This is a genomic window from Sphingomonas sp. GW821-FHT04B01, from assembly GCF_059420425.1.
Window position 1 is genome coordinate 56,280 of record NZ_JBWKTR010000008.1, and the last position, 14,547, is coordinate 70,826.

At 68.3% G+C, this 14,547-nt stretch carries 13 protein-coding genes; 5 read left to right on the plus strand and 8 right to left on the minus strand.

Annotated elements, in window-relative coordinates; genetic code table 11:
- Window positions 1-19 precede the first annotated feature (19 nt).
- On the minus strand, window positions 20-3,250 hold the full coding sequence (locus tag AC07UH_RS17045; RefSeq protein WP_495181277.1) for an efflux RND transporter permease subunit: 3,231 nt from the start codon (window positions 3,248-3,250) through the stop codon (window positions 20-22).
- A 1-nt stretch (window position 3,251) separates the two neighbouring features.
- Window positions 3,252-4,439 (minus strand): efflux RND transporter periplasmic adaptor subunit, encoded by a 1,188-nt coding sequence (locus tag AC07UH_RS17050; protein ID WP_495181276.1) that lies wholly within the window; start codon window positions 4,437-4,439, stop codon window positions 3,252-3,254.
- 239 nt (window positions 4,440-4,678) lie between these two features.
- Here AC07UH_RS17050 and AC07UH_RS17055 point away from each other — a divergent pair, with 239 nt between their 5' ends.
- Window positions 4,679-5,377, plus strand: a complete 699-nt coding sequence (locus AC07UH_RS17055) for an SIMPL domain-containing protein (protein ID WP_495181275.1) — start codon at window positions 4,679-4,681, stop codon at window positions 5,375-5,377.
- 62 nt (window positions 5,378-5,439) lie between these two features.
- Here the strand turns inward: AC07UH_RS17055 and AC07UH_RS17060 are convergent, their stop codons facing one another.
- The 3 genes from AC07UH_RS17060 to AC07UH_RS17070 form a co-directional block, all read right to left on the minus strand.
- Window positions 5,440-5,697: a GlsB/YeaQ/YmgE family stress response membrane protein gene (locus tag AC07UH_RS17060; protein ID WP_038665458.1), complete on the minus strand. Its 258-nt coding sequence runs from the start codon at window positions 5,695-5,697 to the stop codon at window positions 5,440-5,442.
- A gap of 107 nt (window positions 5,698-5,804) precedes the next feature.
- Complete coding sequence (sciP, locus tag AC07UH_RS17065; protein WP_037531838.1) at window positions 5,805-6,104, minus strand: CtrA inhibitor SciP; 300 nt, start codon at window positions 6,102-6,104, stop codon at window positions 5,805-5,807.
- Window positions 6,105-6,206: 102 nt separating this feature from the next.
- Window positions 6,207-6,452: a hypothetical protein gene (locus tag AC07UH_RS17070; protein ID WP_038665457.1), complete on the minus strand. Its 246-nt coding sequence runs from the start codon at window positions 6,450-6,452 to the stop codon at window positions 6,207-6,209.
- Window positions 6,453-6,606: 154 nt separating this feature from the next.
- On the opposite strand from AC07UH_RS17070, the gene mnmA reads away from it, so the two are divergent.
- Window positions 6,607-7,722 (plus strand): tRNA 2-thiouridine(34) synthase MnmA, encoded by a 1,116-nt coding sequence (gene mnmA / locus AC07UH_RS17075; protein ID WP_495181274.1) that lies wholly within the window; start codon window positions 6,607-6,609, stop codon window positions 7,720-7,722.
- Window positions 7,719-7,973 (plus strand): UvrB/UvrC motif-containing protein, encoded by a 255-nt coding sequence (locus AC07UH_RS17080; RefSeq protein WP_081974480.1) that lies wholly within the window; start codon window positions 7,719-7,721, stop codon window positions 7,971-7,973. Before mnmA ends, AC07UH_RS17080 begins: the two co-directional genes overlap by 4 nt.
- Before the next feature lie 405 nt (window positions 7,974-8,378).
- Here the strand turns inward: AC07UH_RS17080 and AC07UH_RS17085 are convergent, their stop codons facing one another.
- The 3 genes from AC07UH_RS17085 to pdxH are packed head-to-tail and all read right to left on the minus strand — an operon-like array spanning window position 8,379 to window position 10,695.
- Window positions 8,379-9,176, minus strand: coding sequence for a PhzF family phenazine biosynthesis protein (locus AC07UH_RS17085; protein ID WP_495181273.1), 798 nt, complete (start codon window positions 9,174-9,176; stop codon window positions 8,379-8,381).
- Complete coding sequence (locus AC07UH_RS17090) at window positions 9,173-10,120, minus strand: cation diffusion facilitator family transporter (protein ID WP_495181272.1); 948 nt, start codon at window positions 10,118-10,120, stop codon at window positions 9,173-9,175. Before AC07UH_RS17090 ends, AC07UH_RS17085 begins: the two co-directional genes overlap by 4 nt.
- On the minus strand, window positions 10,117-10,695 hold the full coding sequence (gene pdxH, locus AC07UH_RS17095; RefSeq protein WP_495181271.1) for a pyridoxamine 5'-phosphate oxidase: 579 nt from the start codon (window positions 10,693-10,695) through the stop codon (window positions 10,117-10,119). Before pdxH ends, AC07UH_RS17090 begins: the two co-directional genes overlap by 4 nt.
- 363 nt (window positions 10,696-11,058) lie before the next feature.
- Between pdxH and ku the strand changes: the two genes are divergently transcribed.
- A complete protein-coding gene (ku, locus tag AC07UH_RS17100; protein ID WP_495181270.1) occupies window positions 11,059-11,934 on the plus strand; it encodes a non-homologous end joining protein Ku in 876 nt (291 codons plus the stop codon).
- Complete coding sequence (gene ligD / locus AC07UH_RS17105) at window positions 11,927-14,446, plus strand: DNA ligase D (protein WP_495181269.1); 2,520 nt, start codon at window positions 11,927-11,929, stop codon at window positions 14,444-14,446. Before ku ends, ligD begins: the two co-directional genes overlap by 8 nt.
- Window positions 14,447-14,547 lie beyond the last annotated feature (101 nt).

The following is a 14,547-nucleotide window of genomic DNA, read 5'->3' on the forward strand; positions in this document are numbered from 1 at the left end:
GGACTCTACGCCCGTCCCGTCATTCCGCGGGCTGCGCGCCCGGATCGTCGCGGCTGATGCGGCCCGGGACTGGCGCGATGCTCGGCTGATCGGGGCCGGCGATGCCGACCACGGTGCTGCCGTCGTCGCCGGGGCGGTAGGTGAGCAGGCGGCTGCCGAGGCGGGGGCCGATGTAGCGTTCGATGCCGACCGCGAGGCTGAACGCCGCTGGCACGATCACCAGCGTCAGCAGCGTCGAGAGCAGCAGGCCGCCGATCACGACGATGCCCATCGGCGCGCGCCACGACCCGTCGCTGCCGATCGACGCGGCGGTCGGCACCATGCCGGCGACCATCGCCACCGTCGTCATGACGATCGGCTGCGCGCGCTTGTGGCCGGCGTCGATGATCGCGGTGAGCGTGTCGACGCCCTTGTTCATCTCCTCCAGCGCGAAGTCGATCAGCAGGATCGAATTCTTGGCGACGATGCCGAGCAGCATCAGCAGGCCGATGAACACCGGCAGCGACAGCGGATTGCCCGTCGCCCACAAGGCGATCAGCCCGCCCAGTGGCGCGAGGAGCAGCGAGGCCATGTTGACGAACGGCGGCAGCGCGCGACGGTAGAGCAGCACGAGCACCGCGAAGACGAGGAAGGTGCCCGCGATCACCGCGACGACGAAGTTGTTGAGCATCTCCTGCTGCCACTTGGCCTGGCCGAGCGTCAGCTTGTTCACGCCCAGCGGCAGGTTCTTCATGATCGGCAAATTGTCGATCTGCTTCTGCGCGGTGCCGGAGACGATGCCGGGGGCGAGATCGGCGCCGACGGCGATGCGGCGCTGCTGGTTGACGCGGTCGATCTGGGTCGGGCCCGAGCCCAGGCTGATGTCGGCGATCAGGGACAGCGGCACCGACCCGCCGCTCGCGGTGGAGACGGGCAGGTTCTGGATCGTCGACAATTCGGTGCGCGCGCCCTGATCGAGCGCGACGCGGATCGGCACCTGCCGGTCCGACAGCGAGAAGCGCGCCGAATTCTGGTCGATGTCGCCGAGCGTCGCGATGCGGATCGCGCTGGACAGCGCCTGCGTCGTCACGCCGAGATTGGCGGCGAGGTCGAAGCGCGGCTTGATGACGATCTCGGGCCGCTGGAGGTTGCCCGAAATGCGCGGCTGGGTGAGCGTCGGCAGCGTCGCCATCTGGTCGACCAGCGTGTTCGCGGTCTTCTGCAACAGCACGGGATCGTCGCCGCCGAGCACGACGGTCATGTCGCGGCCCGACGAGCCCCAGCCGAACTGCGAGCGGAAGCCGACGCGCGCATCGGCGATCTTGGCGAGTTCGGGCGCGAGGTTGCGCTCGAATTCGGTGCTGGTGACGGTGCGGTCTTCCTTGAGCGTCGCGGTGACGCGGCCGGTGTTGACCGCGCCGTTCGAGCCGGTGCGGGTATAGACCGAGGCGACCTCGGGCTGGCGCCGCAGCAGCTCGCCGACCCGCGTCACGACCTCGTCGGTCTGGGCGAGCGTCGCGCCCGGCACCATCTCGATCGTCGCGGTCGAATTGTCGCTGTTCTCGGCGGGCGAGAATTGCATCGGGACCGCGCCGAACATCAGGATCGTCGCGATGAAGGTGAGGAACCCGAAGCCCATCACCCACATGCGGTGATCGCGCCAACGGCTGGTGAAGCGGTGGACGCCGCCGCGCGCCGCGCTCGCCTTCTGCCGGCTGCTGTCGAGCGTCCAGCGCAGCACCGCCATATAGACGTCCATCAGCCTGCCCTCGCCGTGGCTGGCGTGGCCGAAGCTCTTGAGGAAATAGGCAGCGATCATCGGCGTGATGAGACGCGCGACGGCGAGGCTCATCAGCACCGAGACGACGACGGTAAGGCCGAAATTCTGGAAATACTGGCCCGAGATGCCGGGCATCAGGCTGACCGGCATGAACACCGCGACGATCGACATGGTGGTGGCGAGCACCGCGAGGCCGATCTCGTCGGCGGCGTCGATCGACGCCTGATAGGCGGATTTGCCCATCCGCATGTGGCGGACGATGTTTTCGATCTCGACGATCGCGTCATCGACGAGCACGCCGGCGACGAGGCTGAGGCCGAGCAACGTCATCTGGTTGAGGTTGAAGCCGAGCAGCTCCATGAACCAGAAGGTCGGGATCGCCGACAGCGGGATCGCCAGCGCCGAGATCATCGTCGCGCGCCAGTCGCGCAGGAACAGCAGCACGACGAGCACCGCGAGCACCGCGCCCTCGATCATCGCATGGATCGCGGATTCGTATTGCGCCTCGGTATATTTGACGCTGTTCGAGCGCAGGATGAAATGGACATTGGGGTTGCGCTTCTCGAGGTCGGCGAGCTTCTTCACCGCCTCGTTGAAGACGGTGACGTCGGAGGCGCCCTTGGCGCGCTGGAAGTCGAAGCTGATCGCCTGACGGCCGTCGACCGCGGCGCGGCTGCGCTGTTCCGCATAGAGATCGCGGACGGTGGCGATGTCGCCCAAGCGGATGGTGCGGCCGTTGCCGACGTTGATCTGCGTCTGCGCGAGGTCGTTGGCGTTGCGGGCGTTGCCGAGCACGCGCACCGATTGTTCGGAGCCCGCGATCTCGGCGCGGCCGCCGGCGGCGTTGAGGTTGATCTGGCGCAGCTGGGCATTGACCTGGCTGGCGGTGAGGCCCTGGCTCTGCAGACGCAGCGGATCGAGGATGACGCGGATCTCGCGGCTGACGCCGCCGTTGCGATTGACCGCGGCCATGCCGGGCACCGACAGCAGCTCCTTGGTCACCGTATTGTCGATGTACCAGCTCAATTGCTCGACGGTCATGTCGCTGGCGATCGCCGAGTAACTGGCGAGGTCGTTGTCGGTGGTGTCGGCGCGGAAGATCTGCGGCTCGAGGATGCCTTCGGGCAGGTTGCTGCGGATCTGCGCGATCTTGTCACGGGTGTCGTTGACCGCGCGGTCGATCGGCGTGCCGATGGCGAGCTGGACGACGGTGGTCGACTGGCCCTCGGTGACGGTGGAGGTGATCTCGTCGATGCCCTGGAGCGAGCGGACCGCCGATTCGACGCGGTTGGTGACCTGATTCTCCAGCTCGGTCGGCGCGGCGCCGGGCTGGCTGATGACGACGATGACGACCGGGAAGTCGATGTCGGGGTCGTTGTTGACGTCCATCCGCATGAAGCTGACGATCCCCGCCAGCGTCAGTGCGAGGAACAGCACGATCGGCGGGACCGGGTTGCGGATCGCCCAGGCGGAGATGTTGCGGAAGCTCATGTCAGCTCGCCTTTGGCTGGGCGGTCGCGACGACCGGTTTCACCTTCTGGCCGGGGGCCAGGAACCCGCCCGCCGAGCGGACGACGCGTTCGCTGCCGTCGAGGCCCGCCACCACGGTCACGCCGGCGTCGGAGACCTGGCCGATCTTGATGTTGCGGCGCTCGACCTTGTCGTCCTTGCCGACGATATACACGAAACTGCCCTTGTCGTCGCTCTGCAACGCCGCATCGGGAAGCAACGGCGCGACCGCGGCGCCGCCGACGATCGTCGCCGAGGCGAAGCCGCCCGGGCGCAATGCCGGATCGTAGCGCAGCGCGATCCGCGCGATGCCCTGCCGCGTGTTCGCATCGATGATCGGCGAGACCTGCCACACCTCGCCGGCGAAGGTCCGGTCGCTGCCGACCGGCGTCACCTGCGCGCGCGCGCCGGCGTGCAGACTGGCGAGATCGGCCTCGGCGAGCTGCGCGCGCATCTCGATCTGGCCGCCCTGCGCCATGCGGAACAGCACGCCGCTGCCCGAGCTGACGATCTGGCCGGGCTCGACGCCGCGGGTGAGGACGAGGCCGGCTTCGGGCGCACGGATGTCGAGCCGGCCGTTGCGGGCGTTGGCCTCGCGCAGGCTGGCGGCGGCGACCTGCACGCGCGCGGCGGCGGCGTCGCGGGTCGCGGCCTTGCGCTGCAGATCGGCCTTGGAGATGAAACCGCGGTCGACGAGCTGCTGCGCGCGGTCGAGCTCGGCCTGCGCGATCGTCTGGTCGGAGCGCGCGACCGCGACCTGCGCGGCGAGCGAGGCGGCGGTCTGCGTCTGTACCGAGCGGTCGACGGTGGCGAGCACCTGCCCCGCATTGACCCACTGGCCGGGCTCGACGAGGACGCGGGTGATCATCCCGCCCTCGCCGGCGACGCCGACCGGCATCTCGCGGCGCGCGGCGAGCGTGCCGGTGGCGGTCAGCGTGCGGTCGACGGTCTTGCGGCCGGGGACGACGACGGTGACGGTCGGCATCTGCTCGGTTTTCTGGCCGGCGGCGGGATCGGCCTTCTTGCGGCCGAACATCGCCCAGGTGACGATGGCGAGCAGCAGCACGATGACGGCGACGACGACGATCTTGCGGCGGCGGCCCGACGGTGCGGATTCAACCGGCAGAGCCAGCCGTTCCTCGTGACCGATCGAACCCTGATAGTCGTTCATGCCTGTCCCATCCCCGTGCCGGCCACTGCCGGGCCATCGTCCGTCGCGACTGTGTTATCTGAATAAATCACCACGCTCAAGCCCCCGCTGGCGCGATGGCGCTGCCATGCCCGAAATGCACAGTGTCCGCAACATGATCGCCCGTTCAGCTAGGGTTGACCTCGATCAGGGCAAATGCTCGGCCTGGCGTTCACCAACACGGGAGAGACTAAGTGAAATATCTGTCAGCAATGGCGCTAATGATGGTTCCGACGGCGGCGCTGGCGCAGAGCGCGGCGACCAGCGTCGAGCCGCTGGTGCCGGCGCAGGGGACGATCCTCGACGTCAGCGCGGAGGGACGCACGACGCGGGTGCCCGATCTGGCGACGATCCGCGCCGGCGTGGTGTCGCAGGCACCGACGGCCGCCGCCGCGCTCGCCGACAATGCGCAGCGGATGCAGCGCGTGCTCGCGGCGCTGAAGCGCGCCGGCATCGCGCCGCGCGACCTCGCCACGTCGAACGTCGGACTGAGCCCGCAATATCGCTATACCGACGGCCAGCCGCCCGCGATCACCGGCTATCAGGCGACCAACACGGTCAGCGTCCGCTTCCGCGACGTGACCAAGGCGGGCAGCGTGCTCGATGCGCTGGTGGCGCAGGGCGCGAACCAGATCGACGGCCCCAACCTGTCGATCGACACGCCCGAGACGGCGCTGGACGAGGCGCGGACCGATGCGGTCAAGCGGGCGCGCGCGCGGGCCGATCTGTATGCGGCGGCGGCGGGGATGAAGGTGGCGCGGGTGATCTCGATCGCCGAGGCGGGGCAGGATGCCGGCGGACCGGGGCCGCAACCGATGTTCATGGCGCGCGCGATGAAGGCGGATGCCGCATCGACCGAGATCGCGCCGGGCGAGAAGGACGTCACCGTCACCTTGTCGGTGCGCTTCCTGCTGCAATGACGCGAAAAGGGCCGCCCGGTTGCCCGGACGGCCCTTTCGTTTCGCGTGACGAAGCGAACGTCTTAGCGGACGCTACCGCGACGCACGAGGTTCACGATCGCAAGCAGGATCACCGCACCGAGCAGCGATACCAGGAACGAGGTGATGTTGAGCGGCTGATTGTTGATCGAACCGCCCGACAGGATCAGGCCACCGATGAACGCGCCGACGATGCCGACGACGATGTTCAGGAAGATGCCCTGCTGGGCGTCGGTGCGCATGATGATGCTGGCCAGCCAGCCGATGACACCGCCGATGATAAGCCAAAGAATGATACCCATAGGTCCCTCCGTTGTGCCCGCCGTGGGCTCCGCTCGGAAAGACTCTCAACCCCGTAACAATGTTCCGCACGCGTTTCGTTTTTAGGGCGCCAGGGGCGTCGGATCGCTCAATATTTCTGCTGGCGCTCGTATAGCGATTTATAGTGCTGGATGCGGGTGACGCGCAGTCCGGGCATGCCGGAGCGGTCGATCGCGCGCTGCCAGCTGGCGAATTCCTCGACCGTCAGACCATAGCGCGCGCAGACCTCGTCGACGGTCAGCAGACCGCCGTTGACCGCCGCGACCACTTCCGCCTTGCGCCGCACCACCCAGCGCGTCGTCGACGGCGGCGGCAGCGAATCCAGCGTGAGCGACTCGCCGAGCGGGCCTATCACTTTGGCAGGACGGATTTTCTGGTTCTCGATCATCACTCAACCTCGATCGGGGCTGGGGGCCCCCTCTCAAACGCGATACTGAACCTTAGCGAACGGTCTTGAAGATCGCCTTGCACGCCAAGGTTAACGGCAGTTTCATTCTTCCGGGCGCGGAATTCCGTCCCTCCATTGGGCAAGCAGCGCCGCGGTCGGACCGTTGAAGGCGCCGTCGAGCGGCTGCAGCAAACGCGAGGGATGACCGATCCGGCCGAAGCGCGCCTGCGCGACGGCGGTCGGCGACGCCGTCTGCCGTGCGGCGATCCCGACCATGAGCACCGCCAGATCGCCCGGAAGCTTGGTGACCTCCGTATTTCTGTCGAAGCCTGGAAAGCTGAGGTCCAACGCTGATCCACTCGTGTTGCCTGTTCGAACCTCCCTTGTAGCGGCGAGCAATGAAGGCGGGGTAAAGCCGCCGTCACTTTTGTGCGAACCTATGTGAGCCGATGTTAACCGTAGCTGTTTTGCGGTTCGCCGCCGGACCGGGTATGATGGCCGGATGGACGATGTGGATTTCCAGCTCGGCGACGCGCTTACCGGCAAGCGGATCGTCGTGGCGATGTCGGGCGGGGTCGACAGTTCGGTGGTCGCGGCGCTGGCGGCGCAGACCGGCGCCGAGACGATCGGCGTCACGCTGCAACTGTACGACCATGGCGAGGCGACGGGCCGTGCCGGCAGCTGCTGCGCCGGGCGCGACATCCGCGACGCGCGCGCGGTGTGCGACCGGCTCGGCATCGCGCATTACGTCTTCGACCACGAGACGCGGTTCCGCGAGACGGTGGTCGACACCTTCGCCGACGCCTATCTGGCGGGGCAGACGCCGATCCCCTGCGTCCAGTGCAACACCGGGCCGAAGTTCACCGACCTGCTGAGCCTGTCGCGCGACCTCGGCGCCGATTGCCTCGCGACCGGCCATTATGTCCGCCGCGTCGTCGGTCCGGCGGGGGCGGAGCTGCATCGCGGTGCCGATCCGGCGCGCGACCAGAGCTATTTCCTGTTCGCGACGACGCAGGCGCAGCTCGACTATCTGCGCTTCCCGCTCGGCGCGCTGCCCAAGGCGCGGGTGCGCGAGATCGCCGCCGAACTCGGCCTCGGCGTCGCCGCCAAGCCCGACAGCCAGGACATCTGCTTCGTCCCCAACGGCGATTATGCCGGGCTGGTGCGCAAGCTGCGCCCCGAGGCGGATACCGCGGGCGACATCGTCGACCTCGCCGGCCGGCGGCTGGGCAGCCATCGCGGCATCATCCATTTCACGGTCGGCCAGCGCCGCGGGCTCGAGATCGGCGGCACGCCCGAGCCGCTCTACGTCGTGCGCGTCGATGCGGCGACGCGGCAGGTGGTGGTCGGCCCGCGCGCGGCGCTGGCGGTGGCGGCGGCGCAGGTGACGGGCCTCAACTGGATCGGCGGCGATCATGCCGGCCCGATCACCGCCAAGGTGCGCTCGATGGCCAAGCCGGTGCCGGCGCGGCTCGATGGCGACCGGCTGCGCTTCGCCGCGCCCGAATATGGCGTCGCGCCGGGCCAGGCGGCGGTGCTCTATGCGGGCGAGCGCGTGCTCGGCGGCGGCTGGATCGCGGCGACCGAACCGGCGCTGGCCGAGGCGGCGGCGGCGTGACCGTCTCGATCGAGGCCCTGCGGCTGGAGATGGAGGCGGCCGCGGCGGCGCTCGACTTCGAGACGGCGGGGCGGCTGCGCGACCGGATCAGCCTGCTGCGCGCCGGTGGCGAGGATGTCGATCCGGCCGGGCTGGAGCGGCAGCGGCCGGGCGCGATGGGGCTCGGCACGAGCCAGTCGCGGGTGGTGCCCCCCGAAGGCTGGGTGAAGCCGGTCAAGCCCGATCCGATGACCAAGCGGCGGGGGCGGTAGCGCGCGAGGGGTGCATTCGGAGATTGGGGGGAGGTATTGCGCTCAACGCACCGCTCCCTTCGCCGTGCGACACCCTTGCCCGCTTCGTCATCCCGGCGAACGCCGGGACCCATGGTTGCGGGCGGCTGATGAGGGACACTACCATCCGCGACATCGTGTCCATGGGTCCCGGCGTTCGCCGGGATGACGACAGGAGGGATGGTGCGGACGCCAGCGGCAACGTATTCGCCGCCCGATCAGCAGACCGACCGGTGCGCGCCTACGCGTCCACCCCAGTTCCGTCATCCCCGCAGAGGCGGGGATCCATAAACGCTGACGGTGCGGCTCAATCGGGAACCTGCGCGTCTGGATCCCCGCCTTCGCGGGGATGACAGACTTTGGGGGAACGCCACAGCGAAGGCGGATCTACGGCAGCAGGAACGTTCCCTCGATCACCGTCACGCAGGCGCCGCCGAGCACCACGCGGTCGCCCTCCAGCCGGCAGGACAAAGCGCCGCCGCGCGCGCTCGCCTGATAGGCGGCGAACCGGTCGGTGCCGAGCTTTTCCGCCCAATAGGGCACGATCACCGCATGCGCCGAGCCCGTCACCGGGTCCTCGTCGACGCCCGCGCCGGGCGCGAACATGCGGCTGACCACCGCGGCGGTCTCGCCGCGCGCGGTGACGATCGCCTGATGGTCGCCGGTCGCCGCCAGGGCGCGCAGGTCGGGGCGGACGGCACGGACGGCGGCTTCCGACTCCAGCACGATCACGCCGTACCCCCCCTCGCGCCACAAGGTCTCGACCACATCGGTGACGCCCAGCGCCGCGACGACCTCGGGCAGCGGCCGGGGTTCGGGCTTCCACGCCGGCAGCGCCAGCGTATAGCCCGCGCCTTCCCGCATTACGGTCAGCACGCCCGCCCGGCGGGTGCGGAAGCGGACCTGCGTGCGGTCGGTGTCCGACGACAGCACGAAATGGCCGCTCGCCAGCGTGGCATGACCGCACAGCCGCACCTCATGCCCCGGCGTGAACCAGCGCAGCTCGAAATCCGCCTCGCCGCTCGCATCGGGGATCAGGAAGGCGGTTTCCGACAGATTGTTCTCCGCGGCGATCGCCTGCAGCACGTCGTCGGCGAGCCATTGCGACAGCGGCATCACCGCGGCGGGATTGCCGCCGAACGGCGCGTCGGCGAAGGCGTCGATCTGCGCGAACGGTATTCTCACAGGCGTTTCCCGAACCAATGGGGGGTGACGTCCGCCTCGACCAGCGGATTGTCGGTGTCGACATGGCCCTCGGGATCGAGGTGGATCAGCACCTCGACCTTGGGGAAGGTGCGGCGGAGGTTACGCTCGACCGATTCGACGATGTCGTGCGCCGCGCCGACGGTGAGGTCGCGGTCGACCTCCATGTGGAATTGCGCGAAATCGTGGCTGCCCGAGCGGCGCGTGCGGAAGTCGTGGATGCCCTTCAGCCCCGGCTGACGCGCGGCGACGTCGAGGAAGGCGGCACGCTCGTCGTCGGGCCATTCCTTGTCCATCAGCTGGTCGATGGCGTTGGACGACGCCTGGAACGCGCCCCAGGCCAGCCACAGGGCGATAACGATGCCGAGGATCGGATCGGCCTTGTGCCAGCCGAAATATTGATCGAGCACCAAAGCGATGATGACCGAACCGTTGAGCAGCACGTCGGACTGGTAGTGGATGTTGTCCGCCATGATCGCGACCGAGCCGGTCTGGCGGATGATCTGGCGCTGGTACCAGAGCAGCACGATGGTCGCGCCGATCGCGACGATCGACACGCCGATGCCGAATTCGGCGTCGGCGGTCGGTCCGTTCTCGGACAATGCGGTGATCGCGCGCCACGCGATGCCCGCCGCCGAGGCGGTGATCAGCGCGACCTGGAACAGCGCGGCGAGCGCCTCCGCCTTGCCGTGGCCGAAGCGATGGTCGTGATCCGCCGGCGTCGCGGCGAGGCGGACGCCGTACAGCGTGACGAGGCTGGCGAGCAGGTCGAGCGCGGTATCGGCAAGGCTGCCGAGCATCGCCACCGAACCGGTATGCCAGGCGGCGAAGCCCTTGAGCGCGAGCAGGAAGCACGCCATCGCCACGCTGGCGAGCGCGGCGCGCGTCGCCAGCGGCAGAAGCCGGCGCTGTTCGTCGCGCGTCATGGGAACAGCAACCCTTCGCGCCAGCCGTCGCCGGCGCGGGTGAACAGCCGGCGTTCGTGCAGGCGATGCGCGCGGTCCTGCCAGAATTCGATGGCATGCGGGGTGACGCGATAGCCGCCCCAATGCGGCGGGCGCGGGACGTCGCGGCCTTCGAACCGCGCCTTGGCGGCGTCGACCCGCGCCTCGAACGTCTCGCGCGAGTCGAGGGGGCGCGACTGGTCGGACGCCCAAGCGCCGAGCTGCGAATCGCGGCCGCGGCTGGCGAAATAGGCATCCGATTCGGCGTCGCTGGCCAGGCTTACCGGTCCCTCGATGCGGATCTGGCGGCGCAGCGACTTCCAGTGGAACAGCAGCGCCGCCTTGGGCACCGCGGCGAGATCGGCGGCCTTGCGCCCTTCGCGGTTGGTGTAGAAGACGAAGCCGTCCGGGCCATGGCCCTTGAGCAGCACCATGCGCACCGACGGCTGCCCCGTCGCATCGACGGTGGCCAAGGCCATCGCGTTGGAATCGTTGATCTCACTGTCGCGCGCCTCGGCGTACCAGGAGTCGAACAGCGCAAAGGGGTCGTCAGCCATGCGCTGCCCTTAGCGCATGTTGATGCAACGGGAAATGCAGCCATCAATTCCTCCCCCGCCGGGGAAGGGCTATCGCCTATGGTTGCGGTCATGAGGTTTGATCGATTTCCTCATCAGATTCGTCACCCCGGACTCGTTCCGGGGTCCACCGGCCCGCAGGGAAACGGCCTCGAATCAAACCGCTCTCCTCGCCGCGGAGTGGACCCCGGAACAAGTCCGGGGTGACGGGGGTAGGCTTGGAAAGCGATAGACCCACTCGAACGCCCGTATGCGATGGCCCTGCCCGCCGGGGGAGGATTGACCTCGGCGGAACGACTCCCGGGCCCGCGGATTGAATCGCTTCCGCAACGGAAAGACCCACACATGCCCGCACGCGCCTATTGGCAAGGACAGATCCGGCTCGCTTTGGTGTCGATCCCGGTCGAGATCTATGCCGCCACCAAAAGCGGCGCGTCGGTCGCGTTCAAGCAGATCCACGAGCCGACCGGCCAGCCGATTCATTACGAGAAGATCGTCACCGGCGTCGGCCCGGTCGACACCGACGAGATCATGAAGGGCTATGAGGTGTCGAAGGGCGAGTTCGTGCTGCTCGAGCAGGACGAGATCGACGCGGTGAAGCTTGAATCGAAGAAGACGCTGGAGCTGACCCAGTTCGTCGACGCGAGCGAGATCGACGTGCTCTATTACGAGAAACCCTATTTCGTCGTGCCGGCGGACGATCTCGCCGAGGAAGCGTTCATCGTGCTGCGCGAGGCGCTGCGGCGGACCAAGAAAGTGGGCCTGGGGCAGTTGGCGATGCGCGGGCGCGAATATGTCGTCAGCCTGAAACCCTGCGGTCGCGGGCTGGTGCTCGAGACGCTGCGCTATGCCGACGAGGTCAACAAGGCGCAGAGCTATTTCCGCGAGATCCCCGAGGGCAAGCCCGACGCCGAATTGCTCGACCTCGCCGAGGCGCTGATCGACAAGAAGACCTCGGCGTTCGATCCGCAGGAATTCCACGACCGCTATGTCGATGCGCTGAAGGACCTCGTCGAGCGCAAGCGCAAGGCGAAGGGCGCCAAGGTGATCGAGGAGAAGGACGACGGCGGCAAGACGTCGAGCAACGTCGTCGACCTGATGGCGGCGCTCAAGAAGTCGATGGAGAAATCGGGCGCGGCCAACGCGGAGACCAAGGCGGAGACGGGGGCGCCCGCGAAGAAGGCACCGGCCAGGAAGGCGCCGGCGAAGAAACGTGCCTGATCCGCTCGAACGCTATAACGCCAAGCGCGACTTCGCGAAGACCGCCGAGCCGGCGGGGACGCTGGCGCCGGGCCACGGCAACGGCTTCATGGTGCAGAAGCATGACGCGACGCGGCTGCACTGGGACTTCCGGCTTGAGGTCGACGGGGTGCTCAAGAGCTGGGCGGTGACGCGCGGGCCGAGCCTCGATCCCGACGAGAAACGGTTGGCGGTGCGCACCGAGGACCATCCCCTGTCTTATGCGACGTTCGAGGGGACGATCCCCAAAGGCGAATATGGCGGCGGCACGGTGATGCTGTGGGATCGCGGCACCTGGGCGCCGGTGGCGGGCAAATCGGCCAAGGATATCGACAAGGGGCATCTCCACTTCACGCTCGACGGCGAGCGGATGAAGGGCGAATGGCTGCTGATCCGGCTGAAGCCGCGCGCCAAGGAGAAGCGCGAGAACTGGCTGCTGCGCAAGCTCGACGACGCCTATGCCGGCGGCACCGATACGCTGGTCGAGGAGGCGCTGACCAGCGTCGATACGGGCCGGACGATGGCGGAGATCGCCGCGGGCAAGCCACCCAAATCCTCCCCGGCACGGGGAGGGGGACCAGCGAAGCTGGTGGAGGGGGGTGGCCGAAAGCGCAGCGTCCGTGGCAAGCCCCCCTCCACCACGGCGCGAAAGCGCCGCGGTCCCCCTCCCCGTGCCGGGGAGGATTTGCCGACGTTCCGCGAACCGCAGCTTTGCACCCTGGTCGACGCCGTCCCCGCGGGCACCGGCTGGCTGCACGAGGTGAAATATGATGGCTATCGCGCGCTGGTCGCGGTCGCCGGGGGCGAGGCGAAGGTCTTCACGCGCAGCGGACTCGACTGGACCGACAAATTCGCCGCGATCGCCGAGGCGGCCGCTGCGCTGCCCGTCGACAGCGCGCTGATCGATGGCGAGATCGTCGCGTTCAAGGACGGACGGCCCGATTTCTCGACGCTCAAGGGCGCCATTTCGGCCGGCGGCGACATGACGCTGTTCGCCTTCGACCTGCTCGAACTGGATGGCGAGGACCTGGCGGCGCTGACCACCGTCGAACGCAAGGACCGGCTGCGCGCGATGCTGACCGACGGGCCGCGCCTCCAGTTCGCCGAGCACGTGCTCGGTTCGGGCGAGGCGCTGTTCGAGGCGATGTGCAAGGAGGGGCTGGAGGGCGTCGTGTCGAAACGCGCCGACGCGCCTTATGCCGGCAAGCGCAACCGGACGTGGCTCAAGGCGAAATGCACGCGGCGGCAGGAGTTCGTCATCATCGGCTGGACGCCGTCGGACAAGAAGCGCGGCTTCAAGTCGCTGCTGCTCGGCCTGCACGAGGATGGCGGCTTCCGTTATGCCGGCAAGGTCGGCACCGGTTTCGATCAGGCGATGATGGACGACCTCGCGGAGCGGCTGGCGGGGCTCGCGATCAAGACGCCGCCGGTCGATGCGGAGAGCATCAAGCCGTTCAAGGCGGCGCTGCGCGGCGCCAAATGGGTGAAGCCAGAACTCGTCGCCGAAATCGCTTTCGCCGAGGTGACGCCGGACAAGGTGCTGCGCCATTCGAGCTTCCTCGGCCTGCGCGGCGACAAGGCGGCGGCGGACGTGGTGGCGGAGATCGCCGAACCCGCACCTGCGGCGCCCGAGGTGCATATCAAGGTCAGCAGCCGCGACCGCGTGATCTTTCCGGAGAGCGACGTCACCAAGGGCGAGCTCGCCGATTATTATGCGCAACTTTCGCCGATCATGCTGCCCTGGGCAGGGCGGCGGCCGGTCAGTCTGGTGCGCTGTCCGCAGGGGCGGGCCAAGCAATGTTTCTTCCAGAAGCATGACGCGGGCAGTTTCGGCGACACGGTGCATCATGTCGACGTCAAGGAGAAGGACGGCTCGGTGCAGCCCTATCTCTATGTCGACGATGCCGACGGGCTGGTCGCTTGCGTGCAGATGGGGACGATCGAATTCCACGGCTGGGGATCGCGGATCGACGATCTGGAAAAGCCCGACCGGCTGGTGATCGACCTCGACCCCGACGAGGGGCTCGACTTCGCCGACACCAAGCGCGCGGCGGAGCATGTCAGCGCGCAGCTCGCCGAACTGGGGCTGGTCAGCTTTCCATTATTGTCGGGCGGCAAGGGCGTCCACGTCGTCGTGCCGCTGACGCCGCAGGCGGCATGGCCGGCGGTGAAGGACTTTGCGGATCGCTTCGCGCGGGCGTTGGCGGCGGCCGAGCCCGACCGCTACGTCGCGGTGATGACCAAGGCGAAGCGCAAGGGGAAGATCTTCATCGACTACCTGCGCAACCAGCGCGGCAGCACCGCGATCATGCCCTATTCGGCACGCGCGCGCCCCGGCGCGCCGGTCGCGGCGCCGGTGTCGTGGACCGAGCTGCGCGATATCGACACCGCGGCGCGCTGGGGCGTGCGCGATGCCGATGAGCTGTTGCAGCGCGCTACGTCGCGGGCGCTGGCGGGCTGGGGCGTGGCGGAGCAGGTGTTGCCGGATTTGTGAGGGGCAGCGCCTTGCACGATACCCCCTCCCCCGTTGGTGCTGAGCTTGTCGAAGCACGGTGAGTCCCACCTGCCCTCGACAGGCTCAGGGCGAACGGGGGA

What these genes read in the sequence shown, in the direction of transcription:
- mnmA (WP_495181274.1), top strand. Translation starts at nt 6,607, where the DNA reads ATGGACGATGTGGATTTCCAGCTCGGCGACGCGCTTACCGGCAAGCGG.
- AC07UH_RS17045 (WP_495181277.1), bottom strand. Translation starts at nt 3,250, where the DNA reads ATGAGCTTCCGCAACATCTCCGCCTGGGCGATCCGCAACCCGGTCCCG.
- pdxH (WP_495181271.1), bottom strand. Translation starts at nt 10,695, where the DNA reads ATGGCTGACGACCCCTTTGCGCTGTTCGACTCCTGGTACGCCGAGGCG.
- AC07UH_RS17060 (WP_038665458.1), bottom strand. Translation starts at nt 5,697, where the DNA reads ATGGGTATCATTCTTTGGCTTATCATCGGCGGTGTCATCGGCTGGCTG.
- AC07UH_RS17055 (WP_495181275.1), top strand. Translation starts at nt 4,679, where the DNA reads ATGATGGTTCCGACGGCGGCGCTGGCGCAGAGCGCGGCGACCAGCGTC.
- AC07UH_RS17050 (WP_495181276.1), bottom strand. Translation starts at nt 4,439, where the DNA reads ATGAACGACTATCAGGGTTCGATCGGTCACGAGGAACGGCTGGCTCTG.
- sciP (WP_037531838.1), bottom strand. Translation starts at nt 6,104, where the DNA reads ATGATCGAGAACCAGAAAATCCGTCCTGCCAAAGTGATAGGCCCGCTC.
- ku (WP_495181270.1), top strand. Translation starts at nt 11,059, where the DNA reads ATGCCCGCACGCGCCTATTGGCAAGGACAGATCCGGCTCGCTTTGGTG.
- AC07UH_RS17090 (WP_495181272.1), bottom strand. Translation starts at nt 10,120, where the DNA reads ATGACGCGCGACGAACAGCGCCGGCTTCTGCCGCTGGCGACGCGCGCC.